Annotated in this window: 14 protein-coding genes and 1 riboswitch; of the genes, 2 read left to right on the forward strand and 12 right to left on the reverse strand. The window is 47.4% G+C overall.

Annotated features, from left to right (window positions below; all coding sequences use genetic code 11):
- Nucleotides 1–104: 104 nt before the first annotated feature.
- The 10 genes from sdaAA to C805_RS24755 form a co-directional block, all read right to left on the reverse strand.
- Nucleotides 105–1,040: an L-serine ammonia-lyase, iron-sulfur-dependent, subunit alpha gene (gene sdaAA / locus C805_RS24710; RefSeq protein ID WP_016216800.1), complete on the reverse strand. Its 936-nt coding sequence runs from the start codon at nt 1,038–1,040 to the stop codon at nt 105–107.
- Nucleotides 1,037–1,714: an L-serine ammonia-lyase, iron-sulfur-dependent subunit beta gene (sdaAB, locus tag C805_RS24715; RefSeq protein ID WP_016216801.1), complete on the reverse strand. Its 678-nt coding sequence runs from the start codon at nt 1,712–1,714 to the stop codon at nt 1,037–1,039. Before sdaAB ends, sdaAA begins: the two co-directional genes overlap by 4 nt.
- Before the next feature lie 33 nt (nt 1,715–1,747).
- The gene (locus C805_RS24720; RefSeq protein WP_016216802.1) at nt 1,748–2,914 is read right to left on the reverse strand and encodes an FprA family A-type flavoprotein; all 1,167 of its coding nucleotides are present in this window, start codon (nt 2,912–2,914) and stop codon (nt 1,748–1,750) included.
- Between the two features lie 94 nt (nt 2,915–3,008).
- On the reverse strand, nt 3,009–4,394 hold the full coding sequence (gltA, locus tag C805_RS24725) for an NADPH-dependent glutamate synthase (protein ID WP_016216803.1): 1,386 nt from the start codon (nt 4,392–4,394) through the stop codon (nt 3,009–3,011).
- Nucleotides 4,394–5,281 (reverse strand): sulfide/dihydroorotate dehydrogenase-like FAD/NAD-binding protein, encoded by an 888-nt coding sequence (locus C805_RS24730; protein WP_016216804.1) that lies wholly within the window; start codon nt 5,279–5,281, stop codon nt 4,394–4,396. The genes gltA and C805_RS24730 overlap by 1 nt, the downstream gene beginning before the upstream one ends.
- A 307-nt stretch (nt 5,282–5,588) precedes the next feature.
- Nucleotides 5,589–7,544 (reverse strand): fructose-bisphosphatase class III, encoded by a 1,956-nt coding sequence (locus C805_RS24735; protein ID WP_016216805.1) that lies wholly within the window; start codon nt 7,542–7,544, stop codon nt 5,589–5,591.
- Between the two features lie 105 nt (nt 7,545–7,649).
- A complete protein-coding gene (dapB, locus tag C805_RS24740; protein ID WP_016216806.1) occupies nt 7,650–8,411 on the reverse strand; it encodes a 4-hydroxy-tetrahydrodipicolinate reductase in 762 nt (253 codons plus the stop codon).
- Between the two features lie 147 nt (nt 8,412–8,558).
- The gene (gene dapA / locus C805_RS24745; protein ID WP_016216807.1) at nt 8,559–9,449 is read right to left on the reverse strand and encodes a 4-hydroxy-tetrahydrodipicolinate synthase; all 891 of its coding nucleotides are present in this window, start codon (nt 9,447–9,449) and stop codon (nt 8,559–8,561) included.
- A gap of 197 nt (nt 9,450–9,646) precedes the next feature.
- Nucleotides 9,647–9,819: riboswitch (Lysine riboswitch) on the reverse strand.
- 57 nt (nt 9,820–9,876) lie between these two features.
- On the reverse strand, nt 9,877–10,362 hold the full coding sequence (locus C805_RS24750) for a cob(I)yrinic acid a,c-diamide adenosyltransferase (protein ID WP_016216808.1): 486 nt from the start codon (nt 10,360–10,362) through the stop codon (nt 9,877–9,879).
- 177 nt (nt 10,363–10,539) lie between these two features.
- Complete coding sequence (locus C805_RS24755) at nt 10,540–11,166, reverse strand: single-stranded DNA-binding protein (RefSeq protein ID WP_016216809.1); 627 nt, start codon at nt 11,164–11,166, stop codon at nt 10,540–10,542.
- Between the two features lie 194 nt (nt 11,167–11,360).
- Here C805_RS24755 and C805_RS24760 point away from each other — a divergent pair, with 194 nt between their 5' ends.
- A complete protein-coding gene (locus tag C805_RS24760; RefSeq protein ID WP_016216810.1) occupies nt 11,361–11,882 on the forward strand; it encodes a peptidylprolyl isomerase in 522 nt (173 codons plus the stop codon).
- Nucleotides 11,883–11,928: 46 nt separating this feature from the next.
- Here the strand turns inward: C805_RS24760 and C805_RS24765 are convergent, their stop codons facing one another.
- Complete coding sequence (locus C805_RS24765; RefSeq protein WP_016216811.1) at nt 11,929–12,840, reverse strand: hypothetical protein; 912 nt, start codon at nt 12,838–12,840, stop codon at nt 11,929–11,931.
- A 214-nt stretch (nt 12,841–13,054) separates the two neighbouring features.
- Nucleotides 13,055–13,816: an N-acetylmuramoyl-L-alanine amidase gene (locus C805_RS24770; RefSeq protein ID WP_016216812.1), complete on the reverse strand. Its 762-nt coding sequence runs from the start codon at nt 13,814–13,816 to the stop codon at nt 13,055–13,057.
- A gap of 276 nt (nt 13,817–14,092) precedes the next feature.
- Here C805_RS24770 and C805_RS24775 point away from each other — a divergent pair, with 276 nt between their 5' ends.
- Nucleotides 14,093–15,061 (forward strand): beta-ketoacyl-ACP synthase III, encoded by a 969-nt coding sequence (locus C805_RS24775; RefSeq protein ID WP_016216813.1) that lies wholly within the window; start codon nt 14,093–14,095, stop codon nt 15,059–15,061.
- Nucleotides 15,062–15,064: the final 3 nt, after the last annotated feature.

A 15,064-nucleotide genomic window follows, 5' to 3' on the forward strand; every position in this document is an offset into this window, starting at 1 on the left:
TCCGGTTCTGCATATCCTTCAAATGTTTTTTTCCATAATAACAGCAGTCAGGCTGCAAACCTGACTGCTGTTGTTTCTGATTGTTGTTACGTTCTGCTTTTCTGTCATTTTCCCCTCAGGTCTCTGTTCCTGTCAGACTTTCGGTATCCCGGCGTTCCTCTTTCTTCCTCCGGCCTCGCCAGTTCCTCCATAACTTTCAGCCCTGTGGGCGTTGCGGCAAGGCCTCCTTCTCCTGTCTCTTTCAGGGAACAGGGCAGGGCCATCCCTATGGTTCGCATGGCGTCGATTACTTCGTCCGGCGGTATCCGGCTGGTAATCCCGGCCATGGCCAGATCTGCGCTGGCAACAGCGTTCACAGCCCCAATCACATTCCGTTTCACACAGGGCACTTCCACCAGACCTGCCACCGGGTCGCAGACCAGCCCAAGAAGCCCCTTCAGCGCCATGGCGCTGGCATGGACAATTTCCTGTTCTCCGCCGCCCATCAGATATGCAAGGCCTCCGGCGGCCATGGCACTGGCACTTCCGATTTCTGCCTGACAGCCTCCTGTGGCCCCTGCAATAAATGCCCGTTCTGCGATAACGGTGCCAATACCTGCCGCGGTAAACATGGCTTCTGTCATCTTTTCGTCAGATACATCAAAATATTTCTGATAAGTGAGAAAAACTGCCGGCATCACACCGCAGGAGCCTGCTGTGGGAGCTGCCACAATCCGTTTCATGCAGGCATTGGACTCTCCCATTTTCAGCGCCCGTATCATGACCTCGCTCATAAAACTGCCGGAAATGGTTTTTCCGGCCTTTAAGGCTTCTTCCAGCTTCTGTCCGTCATTTCCCACCAGGCCGCTGGCAGATTTCATGGTTCCGTCATAGGATTCGTCTGCCCTTCCCATGGTGTCATACATGTGCCGCATGGCAGTAAAGGATTCCTCCTCTGATACCATGCGTTCTGACATGTCATCTTCCAGCACAATACGGAAAAAAGGCTTTTTCTGTTCTGCGGCAGCAGTTACAATTTCTTTCAGGGACTGAAAACTCATGATTCTTCTTCCTCTTCTTCCAGACTCAGATAGGTGACTTTATGGATTCCCTCTAATTTTTCCAGCCACTTTATGGATTCCCTGGGAACTTCCTTATCACATTCCAGCACCAGCACCGCATTTCCGCCCCGCTTGTCCCGGTAAAGCTGCATGGTTGCAATATTGACGGATTTATGGGCCAGCATGGAAGTAACCTCCGCCACATGCCCCGGCTGATCCTGATTCCGTACAATCAGCGTGGGATAGTCTCCGCAGAAATTAGCTTCCACTCCGTCAATCTCACAGACTTTAATCCTTCCGCCGCCCAGGGATGCTGCCACGACTTCCAGATATCTTCCTTTTGTTCCGGTCAGCTTCATCAGAACAGAATTGGGATGGGCATCCCTCAGTTCAATTCCTCCAAAGGAATATACAAGTCCCATCCTGTCCGCCCAGGCAAAACTGTCCGGTATTCTTTCATCATCCGTACGCATTTTCAATAATCCTGCTATCAGTGCACGGTCCGTTCCATGGCCTTTCCCCGTCGCAAGAAAAGAACCGTGCAGACAGATTTCCGCTTTTGCCACCGGTTCGTTCAGCAGCCGCCTGCCAATATGGCCGATTCTGACTGCTCCCGCTGTGTGAGAACTGGACGGGCCTACCATCACAGGTCCCACAATATCAAATAAATTCATAATTTCTCCTGTTCCCGCACCTGCAGCAAAATACTATTTTCCCATCAGTTCCTCTGCAAGGGCTTCCATTTCTGCAATATCAGCCTCTTTCATAACAGATTTAATGGAAACTACTTTATCACAGAGAGTAATTTCTTTCATCTGCTCCAGAACAGCTTTCATGGTTTTGGCTGCCACCGGAGCCCAGGTTCCGTTCTCTATCAGGGCAACCGTGCGCTTCTGGAAATTCTTGCTCTTTAAATGGTGCAGGAAGTCCTCCATACAGGGGAACACCCCACCGTCATAGCTGGCTGCTGCAAGAACCATTTTATCGTAGCGGAATGCATCCTCGATGGCCTCTGCCATGTCGTCTCTGGACAAATCGGTGATGGCCACCTTTTTTGCACCCCTGGACTCCAGGATTTCTTTCATTCTGATGGCCGCTTTTTTCGTATTTCCATGAATGGAAGCATAAGCCACCAGAATTCCTTCGTCTTCCGGCTGATAACTGCTCCATATATTGTATTTTTCAATATAATAAGAAAGGTTTTCTTTCAGAATCGGTCCGTGAAGGGGACAGATCATGGCAATGTCCAGTGCTGCCGCCTTTTTCAGCAGAGTCTGTACCTGAGCACCGTATTTTCCTACAATATTAAAATAGTATCTTCTGGCTTCGCAGGCCCAGTCTTCTTCCGCATCCAGCGCACCGAATTTACCAAACCCGTCTGCTGAGAACAGAATCTTCTCTGATTTTTCATAGGAAACCATTACTTCCGGCCAGTGTATCATAGGAGCCATTACAAAGGTCAGCTCATGGGTACCCAGATTCAGGGTATCTCCTTCCTTCACCACCACCGAGCGCTCAGACAAATCCAGTTCAAAGAACTGCTGAATCATCGGAAAGGTTTTGGCATTGCCCACTACCTTCATTTCCGGATATTTCTCTGCAAGCACCTGCACACTGGCCGCATGATCCGGCTCCATGTGGGAAACCACCAGATAGTCCACGGTTCTTCCTGCCAGAGCTTTTTCCAGATTTTCCAGCCATTCGTCCGTTCTTCTTGCGTCTACGGTATCCATAACGGTCGTTTTATCATCCAGAATTACATAGGAATTATAAGATACTCCATTTGGAATCACATACTGGCTCTCAAACAAATCCAGATCTCTGTCGTCTGCGCCAATATATACAATATTATCTGTGATTGTTACATCCTTCATACTTATTACTTTCCTCCTGATTTTTGTATGGATTCTCCCCTGCGGGAAACGGGGACTGCCAGTTCCTGGCAATCCCCATTCCGGCTATTCTATTTTACTTACCGGAAAGGTATTCGTCAATACCTTTTGCGGCAGCTTTTCCTGCGCCCATGGCAAGAATTACCGTAGCAGCTCCCGTTACCGCATCACCGCCGGCAAATACGCCGGGCTTGCTGGTGGCTCCGTTTTCCTCTTCTGCCACAATACACTTCCTGCGGTTCACATCCAGTCCTTTGGTGGTGGATGAAATAAGAGGATTGGGAGAAGTTCCCAGAGACATAATTACCGTATCCAGATCCAAATCAAATTCGGAACCGGGAATCTCCACAGGGCTTCTTCTTCCGGATTCGTCAGGCTCTCCCAACTCCATACGGATACAGGTCATGCCTCTTACCCAGCCATTATCGTCTACCAGAATCTCCACAGGATTGGTCAGCAGATCAAAAATAATTCCTTCTTCTTTCGCATGATGTACTTCTTCCACACGGGCCGGAAGTTCTGCTTCGCTTCTGCGGTATACCACATGCACTTCCGCTCCCAGCCTGAGGGCTGTTCTGGCTGCATCCATGGCCACGTTGCCGCCGCCCACTACTGCAACCTTCTTTCCTTTCATAATGGGAGTATCATATTCTTCCTTAAAGGCTTTCATAAGGTTATTTCTGGTGAGGAATTCATTGGCGGAAAAAACACCATTGGCCTGCTCACCGGGAATTCCCATAAATCTGGGAAGTCCTGCGCCGGAACCGATAAATACCGCCTCAAATCCTTCTTCTTCCATGAGTTCATCTATGGTTCCTGCTTTTCCAATTACCACATTTGTCTCAATTTTTACACCCAGGGATTTTACATTTTCAATTTCCTTTGCCACCACATCATTTTTGGGCAGACGGAATTCCGGAATTCCGTAAATCAGCACGCCGCCCGGCTCATGGAGGGCCTCAAATATGGTTACGTCATAGCCCATTTTTGCCAGATCCCCGGCACAGGTCAGTCCCGCCGGACCGGAGCCGATCACTGCCACTTTATGGTCTTTTTTCTCTGTTGCAGGCTGAGGTTTGATGTTATTCTCCCTTGCCCAGTCTGCGGTAAACCGCTCCAGCTTTCCGATGGAAACCGGCTCTCCCTTTACGCCTCGGACACATTTTCCTTCACACTGGCTTTCCTGCGGACAGACACGTCCGCACACTGCCGGAAGGGCGCTGGATTTACTGATGGTCTGATAAGCCTCCTCGAATCTGCCTTCTTTAATCTGGCCCACAAATCCAGGAATATCAATGGCTACCGGACAGCCTTTGACACACTGGGCATTTTTACAGTTCAGACATCTCTCTGCCTCTTCCATGGCTTCTTCTTTATTATATCCAAGGCACACTTCCTCAAAATTTGTGGCACGTACCTGTGGTTCCTGCTCTCTTACCGGAACTTTCTTCCATACATCCATTATCTGTCACCTCCGCAATGTCCGCATCCGCCGTGGTGGGTATCTCCCTCCGTGAGCTTCAGCATGCTTCTTCCTTCTTCTGTCTTATACATCTGCTGGCGTTTCATGGCCTGGTCAAAATCCACCAGATGGCCGTCAAATTCCGGACCGTCCACACAGGCAAATTTCACCTGGTCTCCCACCGTTACGCGGCAGGCGCCGCACATGCCCGTTCCGTCCACCATAGTGGGATTCAGGGAAACAATGGTGGGTATCTCCAGCTTTTTCGTCAGGAGGCAGACAAATTTCATCATAATCATAGGGCCGATTGCGATACACAAATCGTATGTATTTCCATTCTGAACCAGCTCTTCTAACTGATTGGTGCCCATTCCGTGGAATCCATAGCTTCCGTCATCGGTGGTCACATGGAGATTTCCCGCCACTGCTCTCATTTCCTCTTCCAGAATCAGCAGGTCTTTCGTCTTGGAGCCCATGATGACATCACAGCTTACGCCCTGTTCATGAAGCCATTTTACCTGAGGATACACCGGGGCAGTTCCCACGCCTCCGGCAATAAATACAATTTTTTTCTGTTTCAGTTCTTCTACAGGAGTTTCCGTCAGTTCGGAGGCACATCCCAGCGGCCCCACAAAATCCTGAAATACGTCTCCTTCTTCCAGCGTTTCCATCCGCTGTGTGGATGCTCCCACAATCTGGAAAACAATGGTAACGGTTCCTGCTTCCTGGTCATAATCACAGATAGTAAGAGGGATTCGCTCGCCTTCTTCATCCATTTTCACAATTACAAACTGTCCCGGCAGACAGGATCTGGCCACACGGGGCGCCTTAACATCCATAAGAAAAATCTTATCTGCCAGCTTTCTCTTCTTTACAATTGGGTACATACTTAAACCTCCGCCTGTTTCATCTTCTATGTGTGATGGAGGCAGCGAATCCACGTTTCGCTGCCCGCTGTCAGCTTTTATTCTAATATACTTCCTGAGAAATTTCAATTATTTTGTGCAACAGTTCAGCCATAGACTGCATTGTGGGCGAATCATACTGGTATGAATGAGCTCAAAATGCAGGCTATGAGCGGAACGCACCCAGGTCTCAGACAAGAGCTGCTTCGGCAGCGGTCAGCCTGCCTGTCAGGCGGTCCATGGCCTGTTTTTTGGGGAGCGCGGGATGAACTGTTACTGTTTTGTAAACTTACTGTCGTTCCACAATGGTCCCTTCCCGATATGCACACAGCAGTTTTTCCAGTTCTATGATATTTTCTTTGATTTCCTTGCCCACATCGGTGTCGGCTACGGTTCTTCGCAGATTCACATGCTGTACCAGCATCATATGGGAATGAATGTCGCTTCCGTTCTGCACTGCTTTTTCCACTGATTCAAAAGGCTCGTGGGCGGCAAGCAGCAGACCGTAGGAATTGTAAATCAGGGTATAGCCTGCAATTCCCGTTTTGGGCTGATAGGCCTTGGAAAAACCTCCGTCAATAATCAGCAGTTTTCCATTGCATTTCACCGGAGATTCTCCCCGCTTTGTCTCCACCGGCACATGGCCGTTGATAATATGGGAGTCCTCGTCTTCCAGTCCGAATTCATGCAGAATTTTGCTGACAATTTCCTCCTGCTCCAGCAGACGATAATAGGGATTTTTAGGCTCTTTATGGGTCTTTTTGTCTGCAATAAAATACCGTTCAAAGGTGGTCATTTTGGATTTTCCAAATACCGGGGAATTGGCGTTCTGCCAGATGAACCACAGAATGTCCAGCCCTTTCTGCTTCTCTGTTTTGTCTATGGAATAATATCCTTTCCTGGCATAGTGTTCCAGCACGTCATATAAAGCCTTACCGCTGTATTCTCCATCGTAAATGCGCACTTTCTTAAAGGTTCCGTCCTCATTGAAAGGAACGCAGCCATGATACAGAAGGTTTCCATTGTATACTTTATACAGGCTTCCCTTGGTAAACAGAAACCGGATGTGCTTCTGAAGTTTTTCACAGTTGATAAAAGCAGTCACCAGACGGTCCACCACATCTGCTTCCTCCGGAGACAGCTCATAGGGATTTTTCATATCTATGGTGGGGAAGCAGGTATCTTTCAGCGGATAGGTTTTTCCCTCCACCTCTACGGTTCCCTTCTCCAGATCCATTTTGTCCAGCAGCAGCCGGTGGTCCATCTGAAATTCCGGATGTTTTTTCATAAGCTGGCCTTCCAGTTTGAACTGAATTATGGCTATGGCCTTGTGCATTTTTTCATCTAACTGCACATCTTTCACATCGTATTCGTCTTCCCGATAATCCAGGTGGAAGACGTCACAGGGGTCTTTTGCATACTTGTCCAGCGCAAACCTTACCAGCGGAATCAGATTGATCCCATACCCGTCCTCTAACGTATTCAGGTTCCCGTATTTTGCTGAAATGCGGATGACGTTTGCAATGCAGGCAGGATTTCCTGCAGCCGCCCCCATCCACAGCACATCATGATTCCCCCACTGAATGTCCACGGAATGATGTTCCATCAGGGTGTCCATAATCAGATTGGGATAGGGGCCTCTGTCATAAATATCTCCCACCACATGCAGGTGATCCACAATCAGCCGCCGGATTAAATTGCAGAACGCAACTACCAGCTCCGAGGCTCTTCCGGTGCGGATAACGGAATTGATGATTTCGTTGTAATATGCTTCCTGGTCTGTCACATCCGGCCGCCCGGTGAGCAGTTCCTCGATTACATAGGCAAAATCCTTTGGCAGAGCCTTGCGTACTTTGGAACGGGTGTATTTGGAGGAAGCGCCCTTGCAGATGCGGATCAGGCGGTACAAAGTCACCTTATACCAGTCCTCCAGATTTTCCTCCTGTTTTAACACCTGCTTTAATTTTAATTCCGGATAATAAATCAGAATGGCAATGCTTTTTTTCTCTGCCACAGAAAGGCTGTTGCCGAATTCTTCTTCAATTTTCCGTTTGATTGCTCCGGAACCATTTTTCATTACATGCTGGAACTGGTCGTATTCCCCGTGAATGTCCGTAATAAAATGCTCTGTCCCTTTGGGCAGGCTGAGAATCGCCTGCAGATTCACGATTTCCGTGGCTGCTGCCGGAATCGTAGGATATTGTTTTGCCAGCCCTTTTAAATACCTGATTTCTCCTGTTTCCATTTACTGTTCTCCCTGTTTTCTCACTTTATCTGTTCTCTGTCCCTGCTGTCAGGCACAGTTTCCACAGAACCGTCTTACCGCCGCCTGTGCCTGACACGGGGTAAATTATCCTGCTTCAATCACATCTTTCATGTCATAATTTCCTGCCGGTTTTCCTGCCAGAAACTTTGCCGCTTCCACTGCGCCTTTTCCGAAAATTCCTTTGGAATAAGCAGTGTGGCGGATTTCTATGACCTCGTCCAGTCCGGCAAAAATCACTTCATGTTCCCCCACAATACTGCCGCCCCGGACTGCCTGAATGCCGATTTCATTTTTTTCCCGCTTCTTTCTTTCCTGTGTACGGTCATATTTATACTGATACGCATTTTCCAGTGCTTCGTTGATGGAATCTGCCAGTGCCAGCGCTGTTCCGCTGGGCGCGTCCACTTTCTGATTATGGTGCTTTTCCACAATTTCCATATCAAAACCTGCCGGCGCCAGTATCCTGGCTGCCTTTTGCAGCAGCTCCATCAGGACATTTACCCCCAGAGACATGTTGGCAGACTTCAGTACGGCAGTTTTCCTGCCTGCCTCTTCCACTTTCCTGTTCTGTTCCTCGCTTAACCCTGTGGTACATAAAACCACCGGAAGCTGATGCTGCACACAATACTTAAGCAGGCTGTCCACTGCAGAAGCTGCCGCAAAGTCCACCACCACATCGGCCTCCACTTTGCAGTCTTCAATCCTCTGAAACACCGGATAGGAATTTTCAATTCCATCATACGGGTCAATACCTGCCACAATCTGAATATCGCTGTCCTCCTGGCAGATGGAAGAAATTACCTGTCCCATCCTGCCGTTACAGCCATGCATAATCATTTTTACCATTTCTGTTTTCCTCCTGTGTATAGAACAAAGTGGGCAAGCCCACTTCAGCTCCCCTACCGCCTCGCGGCATTTTTCATATCCGCCTGAGCCTGGCCCCTTTGCGGCATAAAACTGAGCTGCCCTGCAAACGGACAGCTCTTAAAAATGTCAGGCCAGCGGAATGCCAAATTCTTTCATAGCCTTTGATAATTTTTTCACATTCTCAGGCTCCATCTCGCTTAAAGGTGCCCGCAGAGAACCTGTATTCCATCCCATCAGATTCATTGCTGCTTTTACCGGAATTGGATTCACCTCACAGAACAGGGCATCCACCAGGGGAAGAGCTTTTATCTGCATTTCCAGTGCCTCCTTGTGGTTTCCGTTCAGATAATTCATTACCATATCATGGGTGAATTTGGGGGCAATATTGGAGAGAACGGAAATTACCCCGATTCCACCGCAGGCAAGCAGAGGAATTACCTGCCCATCCTCACCGGAATAGACGTCAAAATCTCCCTGTGTCTGCTCCATCAGTTTCAGTGTATAGGAAATATCTCCTACGGCGTCTTTCATTCCCACAATATGCTCCACTTCCCGGTTCAGGAAAGCTGCTGTTTCCGCTTCAATCCTGCAGCCTGTTCTGCCCGGAATATTGTACATGATAATGGGAATATCCACATATTTTGCCACCCGGATATAATGTTCAATCAACCCTTTCTGGGTGGCTTTGTTATAATAGGGGGTTACCACCAGCAGTCCGTCCGCACCCACAAGCTGAGCCTGATAGGAAAGTTCCACGGCTGTCCGGGTACAGTTCGAACCGGTTCCCGCAATCACCGGAATCCGTTTATCCACAATGGCAACTGCAGCCCGTATTACTTCCAGATGTTCCTCCACGGTCAGGGTGGATGCCTCTCCGGTGGTTCCTGTAATAATAATACTGTCTGTTTCATTCTGAATCTGGTCTTCCAGAATTTCCGCCAGTTTATCGTAATCCACTTCCAGATTTTCCTTCATTGGTGTAACAAGCGCTACGCCTGCGCCTTTAAAAAGTGCCATATACTTTCCTCCTTAAATTGATGAAAAACTTCGTCTGCGGGATTCCCCCACTGAGTACGATAATTGTTTTTTATCTTATTAGGAAAATACTTTCACACGTTAGCGGAAAAGGTATTTCCTGTAAGATAAAGAAAGCCGACTGGACAAGTCGGCTTAAAGATTCTGACATTTGCAAAAAACCCTGTTCTCTGCTTATAATCCATGATAGCACTCCATCCACTGATGACAGTCATATAATTATTCACTATATGCCCAAGAATCTCTCTTCAGGAAAAGAACTTCTTTCGGCGTTCTTCCCTTTCAGTTATCATCCTCTGTGCCTGTCACATCCGATAAGCTACTCATGAATCACGCAACCTCTATCTATTCATATGTTCTGCTAACGCTAATATAGCATTTTCCAGTCATAAAGTCAACAGCGATGTCATCAATCTGCATGGATTTCATAAATTTTTTCCGCATATTTACGCAGCGCGTCGTTCATATGTTTTCCGGTAAACAGAATCTCCGTATCCTCCGAACTTGCGTTCATCAGATTATCCAGCTCTTCTGCGGAAATCATTCCGTTGTCCAGAAGTTCCAGAAAACTGTCCAGTATCAGCAGATTACACTCTCCTGTAACCAGAACTTTTCTGGCAAAATTAAACCCGTTGCGTATATTCATGCTCTCTTCCTGCTGCTCCTCACTGGAAAGTTCCGAAAAATCTTTCTCAAATCTTGCAAATGAGAAAAACTTTACTTCCGGTTCCAGCCGGCTCAGCAGCTGTTCTGTCTCTTTTTCTTTTTTTCCTTTCATAAACTGAATGATGATGGAATTTCTCCCCTGGCCTGCAGACTGTATGGCATATCCAAGGGCCGCTGCCGTTTTACCTTTCCCATTACCGCAATAAACAGTAACTTTTTTCTTACACATGTCATTTTCCTTTCTTACAATGCAAATCGTAACGGTGCAAAGCAGTTGCTCCAAATCTTTTCTTAAAATAACACAAACCACTGGAAAATGCAAATTTTTGTCAAATCTATGTCTGTTAATAACGTCTTTTCGTTATGTATAAACTGTTTTTTATTTTATATTTTTATCTTTTTTCAATTATTCTATATATTCCACTTTACTTACAGATACTTCATAGGCAACTCTGTGTTCCACTTCCGTCTCTGAAAGTTTCTTCACATATTCCCTGCTCTGAATCCTTCCGTATACCTGCACATGACCACCCACTTCAAATCCGGAGGCGTATCTGGCATTTCTTCCCCAGCAGATACATGGGATATAATCGGATTTCCCATAAGAGCGGTTCACTGCTATGAGTAAATCTGCAATCTCTCTTCCGAGAGGTGTTTTCCGGTAAATGGGATCTTTACAGATATATCCATCCAGAAAAATCTGATTGCTTTTCTCCCCCTCAGGAATCTCATCTACAAATTCCAGTTCTCTTACAAATACGGACAGTACCAGACGATTCTTTTTCTCCTCGTGTCTGTTGTAGGAGCGGAACTGTCCATCCACCCGGATGTACTGCCCTATGTAACTGCTCTGTGTGTCAATCAGGCGTTCGGAAATCATCATCGGGATAATGTCTGCAAAATTACTCAGCCTGTTTACCGATACTTCTACCATATAAAAGCCTTCCCCAAACACCTCGTGGCTATACTGGAAATCTGAAACGATTTCACCTGTGATTGTAACCTGATTGTTTTCAAATATTTTATCTGCCATGAGTATTAGTCCCCTTTCGTATATCGACGGCACATCGATGAAGTATAAATTTTTCTAAAAGAATACCATTGGCTTTCTGAAAATATTCGCACTTCTTGTCGACAGGATTTACTCTTTACGAAAACAGCAATTCCAGGTATAATATCAGATGTAAGACTGACAGATATACTATATTTCGAAAAGAGGTAACGACTATGGCTCAAAATCCAATTGTAACTTTTGAAATGGAAGACGGCGGCATTATGAAAGCGGAACTTTTTCCGCAGACTGCCCCCAACACTGTAAATAACTTTATCAGCCTTATTCAGAAGGGCTATTATGACGGTCTCTGCTTCCACCGTGTAATCAGAGGATTTATGATTCAGGGCGGATGTCCGGAAGGCACCGGAACCGGCGGCCCCGGCTACAGTATCCGGGGAGAATTTTCCCAGAACGGCTTTGACAATGATTTAAAACACAATGCCGGAGTCCTTTCCATGGCACGTACCATGGCTCCTGATTCGGCAGGTTCCCAGTTCTTCATCATGCACCAGAACTCTCCCCATCTGGACGGAGCCTATGCCGCATTCGGACAGATCACAGAAGGGATGGAAGTTGTCAACGGGATTGCGGAAACCGCAACAGATTATTCCGACCGGCCCATGGAACCCCAGGTGCTGAAAAAAGTTACAGTTGAAACCTTTGGAGAAACCTATCCGGAACCGGAAACCTGCTGATTCCTTCCGGGGCAGGAAATCAGTAACAGTGAGGACAGCCAAACTGTTACTGAATCACTCCCGCCAGTTTTAAAATCAGCCTGGTGGTTCTTATCAGCTCCTGCTCAAAAAACACGCTTTTTCCTCTGATATTTTTCCCCAGATATTTCTGAATCTCCGTTCCCGCTCTGCCGTTTTTTCCGGCAGCCTGCAATCCGGGATGATAGGGCACAGCTCCCACCACATCTGGGTCCACCCGATAAATCCGCTCCAGATTTTTTCTTGTATACAAACCGTTCTCAAAATAATTTCCCACCAGAAAAAAAGTTTTCCCCTGAAATTTCGGCGGATTCCTGTAATACTCTCCGATTAATTCCGACTCCTGATTCATGTTCAGCACACAGACGTCAGCCTCTGACAGAAGATTTCTGGCAACATCATCCTTCCTGCTTCCACAGTCCACAAACATTACATCAAAACAGTGTTCCACCTCATGGAGTACTTGTTTCAGCCCTGCAAAAAGAGGATCTTCCTGCCACCATTCCTGTTCCTTTTTCCGGCTTCCGGGCAGACAGTACAGACTGTCTTTGATAATCTGGCACATATTGTCCCGGATTACCGGTGCAGTCAGCTCCTCTTTCGGCCTGCCCAGCAGACTGTCCAGTCCGCCTGTCAGAAAATATTCCTGCTGATCGGCTGCCAGCAGGCTGTCTTCTGTCTGACTTCCTGTAAGAAAACTGCTGTCTTCAGACAGCTCTCCTCTCTTTCGTCTTCCTGCAAAGCCCTGCATCTGTTCCGGAAACCACTGTCTGCTGCTGTTTTCCCTGCACAGAAAATTTTTCTCCAGTTCTTCCCCGCTGTAACCGCCGGAAACCACCGCGACACACAGAGGATACCTTAATGCGGAGGCGCAGGCTACCAGTGCCGTATGGTAGGTAGTTGCTGTCCGTTCCTCTTCACTCCAAAACGCTATTTTCATTTTTTCTCTCCTTGTTTTTACAAAAGGGGAGAGTTGCTGCGTCAGGTATCTGAAATAAACGCGGAAACGAATCATGTTTTATCATAATATCTGGAAATTTCGTACAGGGACTCCGGTACGTTGAACAAAAGATATGTTTATCATACAAAAATCCACCGGAATTGTAAATACAGTTTCCCTGATTTTATAAAAAGTTAAGAATAACCGATTTCAGCTACTCCATATTGACTACCAGCGTGTCGTACCCATCCTGCCGAAGCCGGTTCTGAAGGTTCATAGCATCCTCAAGACTGTCTTCCCTTCCTGCAATCACCGCATAATACGGTCCTTCCCGGCGTATGGAGGCCAGATACCCCTGGCTTTCCAGCTGTTCTCTCATATATTCCGCATTGGATTCATAGCGGTACAGTCCCACCTGTACCCCGTATTTTCCGGAAGGCCTGGTCAGAGGAACTGCCTGTTCCACTCCGGTCACTATGGCGTCCACCATTTCATTAAAACGCTGGTCAAACATCTGGTTATCTCCGTCATGGTTGATAAATCCAAGTTCCATCAGCACAGCCGGCATCTGCGTTCTTCTCAGCACCACCAGTCCTGGCCGCTCCACCACTCCCAGATCCTTAAATCCAAACTTAACAAGCTGGTCATTGATGGATCTTCCCAGCCGCTCCGCCTCTGTACCTGTCTCATATACCAGCGCCTGCGTTCCGTTGTAAGTATTTGGCGTGGCCCCGGAATTGCGGTGGAAGGAAATAAAATAATCCGCTCCGGAACGGTTGGCAATCTGCGCTTTTTCAAAAGGCGAATCATAACGGTCTGTGGTTCTTGTATACAATACATTATATCCGGCGTTTTCCAGTTTTTCTCCCACTGCAAGAGCTACCCGCAGGGTATCGTCTTTTTCTCTTCTTCCATTGTAGGAAGCCCCGTTATCATAGCCCCCATGCCCGGCATCCAAAATAATTGTAACTGCCATGGTTTCTCCTTTCTGTACCCGTTCATTTCACGAACAGGTATTTTCCTCTATAGTATGCAGCCACAGGCAAAATGTGCCTGCAGAAACTGCAGGGCCTATGGCTGCCCGCAGCAGTTCCCATCCCATAAGCAGCCCGGAAAACGCTCTGAAACAGTTGCCTGAACTGTGTCCCCGCCCCGCTGAATCCGTAAAATTCCCATTGACAAATTTCCCTCAGACGTTTATAGTAATTGTATATTATTTTGATTATCAAACTATATGGATAAGGAAAAAACTATGAGAGCTAAAATTATCGGAACCGGAAGCTGTCTTCCGGAGAAAATTGTAACAAACGAGACTCTTTCCGCCATCATGGACACCAGCGATCAGTGGATTCGGAGCCGGACCGGCATCCGGGAACGCCATCTGGTATCTTCTGAGACGGAAACTACCCTGTCTATGGCTGTCCAGGCTGCCAGAGAAGCTCTGTCAGATGCAGATATCCTTCCCCAACAACTGGACTTAATCATAGTGGCTACCGTTTCTTCCGATTATATTACTCCGGCCGCTGCCTGTCTGGTGCAGAAAGAGCTGGGAGCCTGTCACGCTGCTGCCTTTGATATAAACGCCGCCTGCTCCGGTTTTCTGTTCGCCCTGAACACAGTGGATGCTTATATTCAGGCAGGCATTTATCAGACTGCCCTGATTATCGGTGTGGAAACGCTGTCCAAAATTCTGGACTGGTCTGATCGTTCCACCTGCGTTCTGTTTGGAGACGGGGCCGGAGCTGCAGTGATAAAAGCTGCGGAAGAAGGAATGATAGCTTCTCTTCAGGGCTCCGACGGGAACGGAAGCGATGTTCTGGTATGCAGAAACCGGACCAACAACAATCCCTGGATTTCCACGGACAAATCCCCGGACTATCTGTATATGAACGGACAGGAAGTTTTTAAATTTGCGGTAAAAAAAGAGACGGAATGTATTCAGATTCTTCTTGAAAAGGCCGGTATGGAGCCGGAAGAAGTAACGTATTTTCTTCTTCATCAGGCAAATTACAGGATTATCTCCTCCATTGCCCGTAAACTAAAACTTCCCCCGGAAAAATTCCCCACAAATGTAGACCACTGCGGGAATACTTCTGCTGCCAGCATTCCCATCCTGTTAGACGAAATTCGAAAAGACAGAAAACTGTCACCTGGAGATATACTTCTGCTGTCAGGATTCGGAGCCGGGCTCACCTGGGGAGCGGCTCTGCTGAGATGGTAAAAA

Origin of the sequence: Eubacterium sp. 14-2 (assembly GCF_000403845.2) — a bacterium.
Classification (GTDB): Bacteria; Bacillota; Clostridia; order Lachnospirales; family Lachnospiraceae; genus Petralouisia.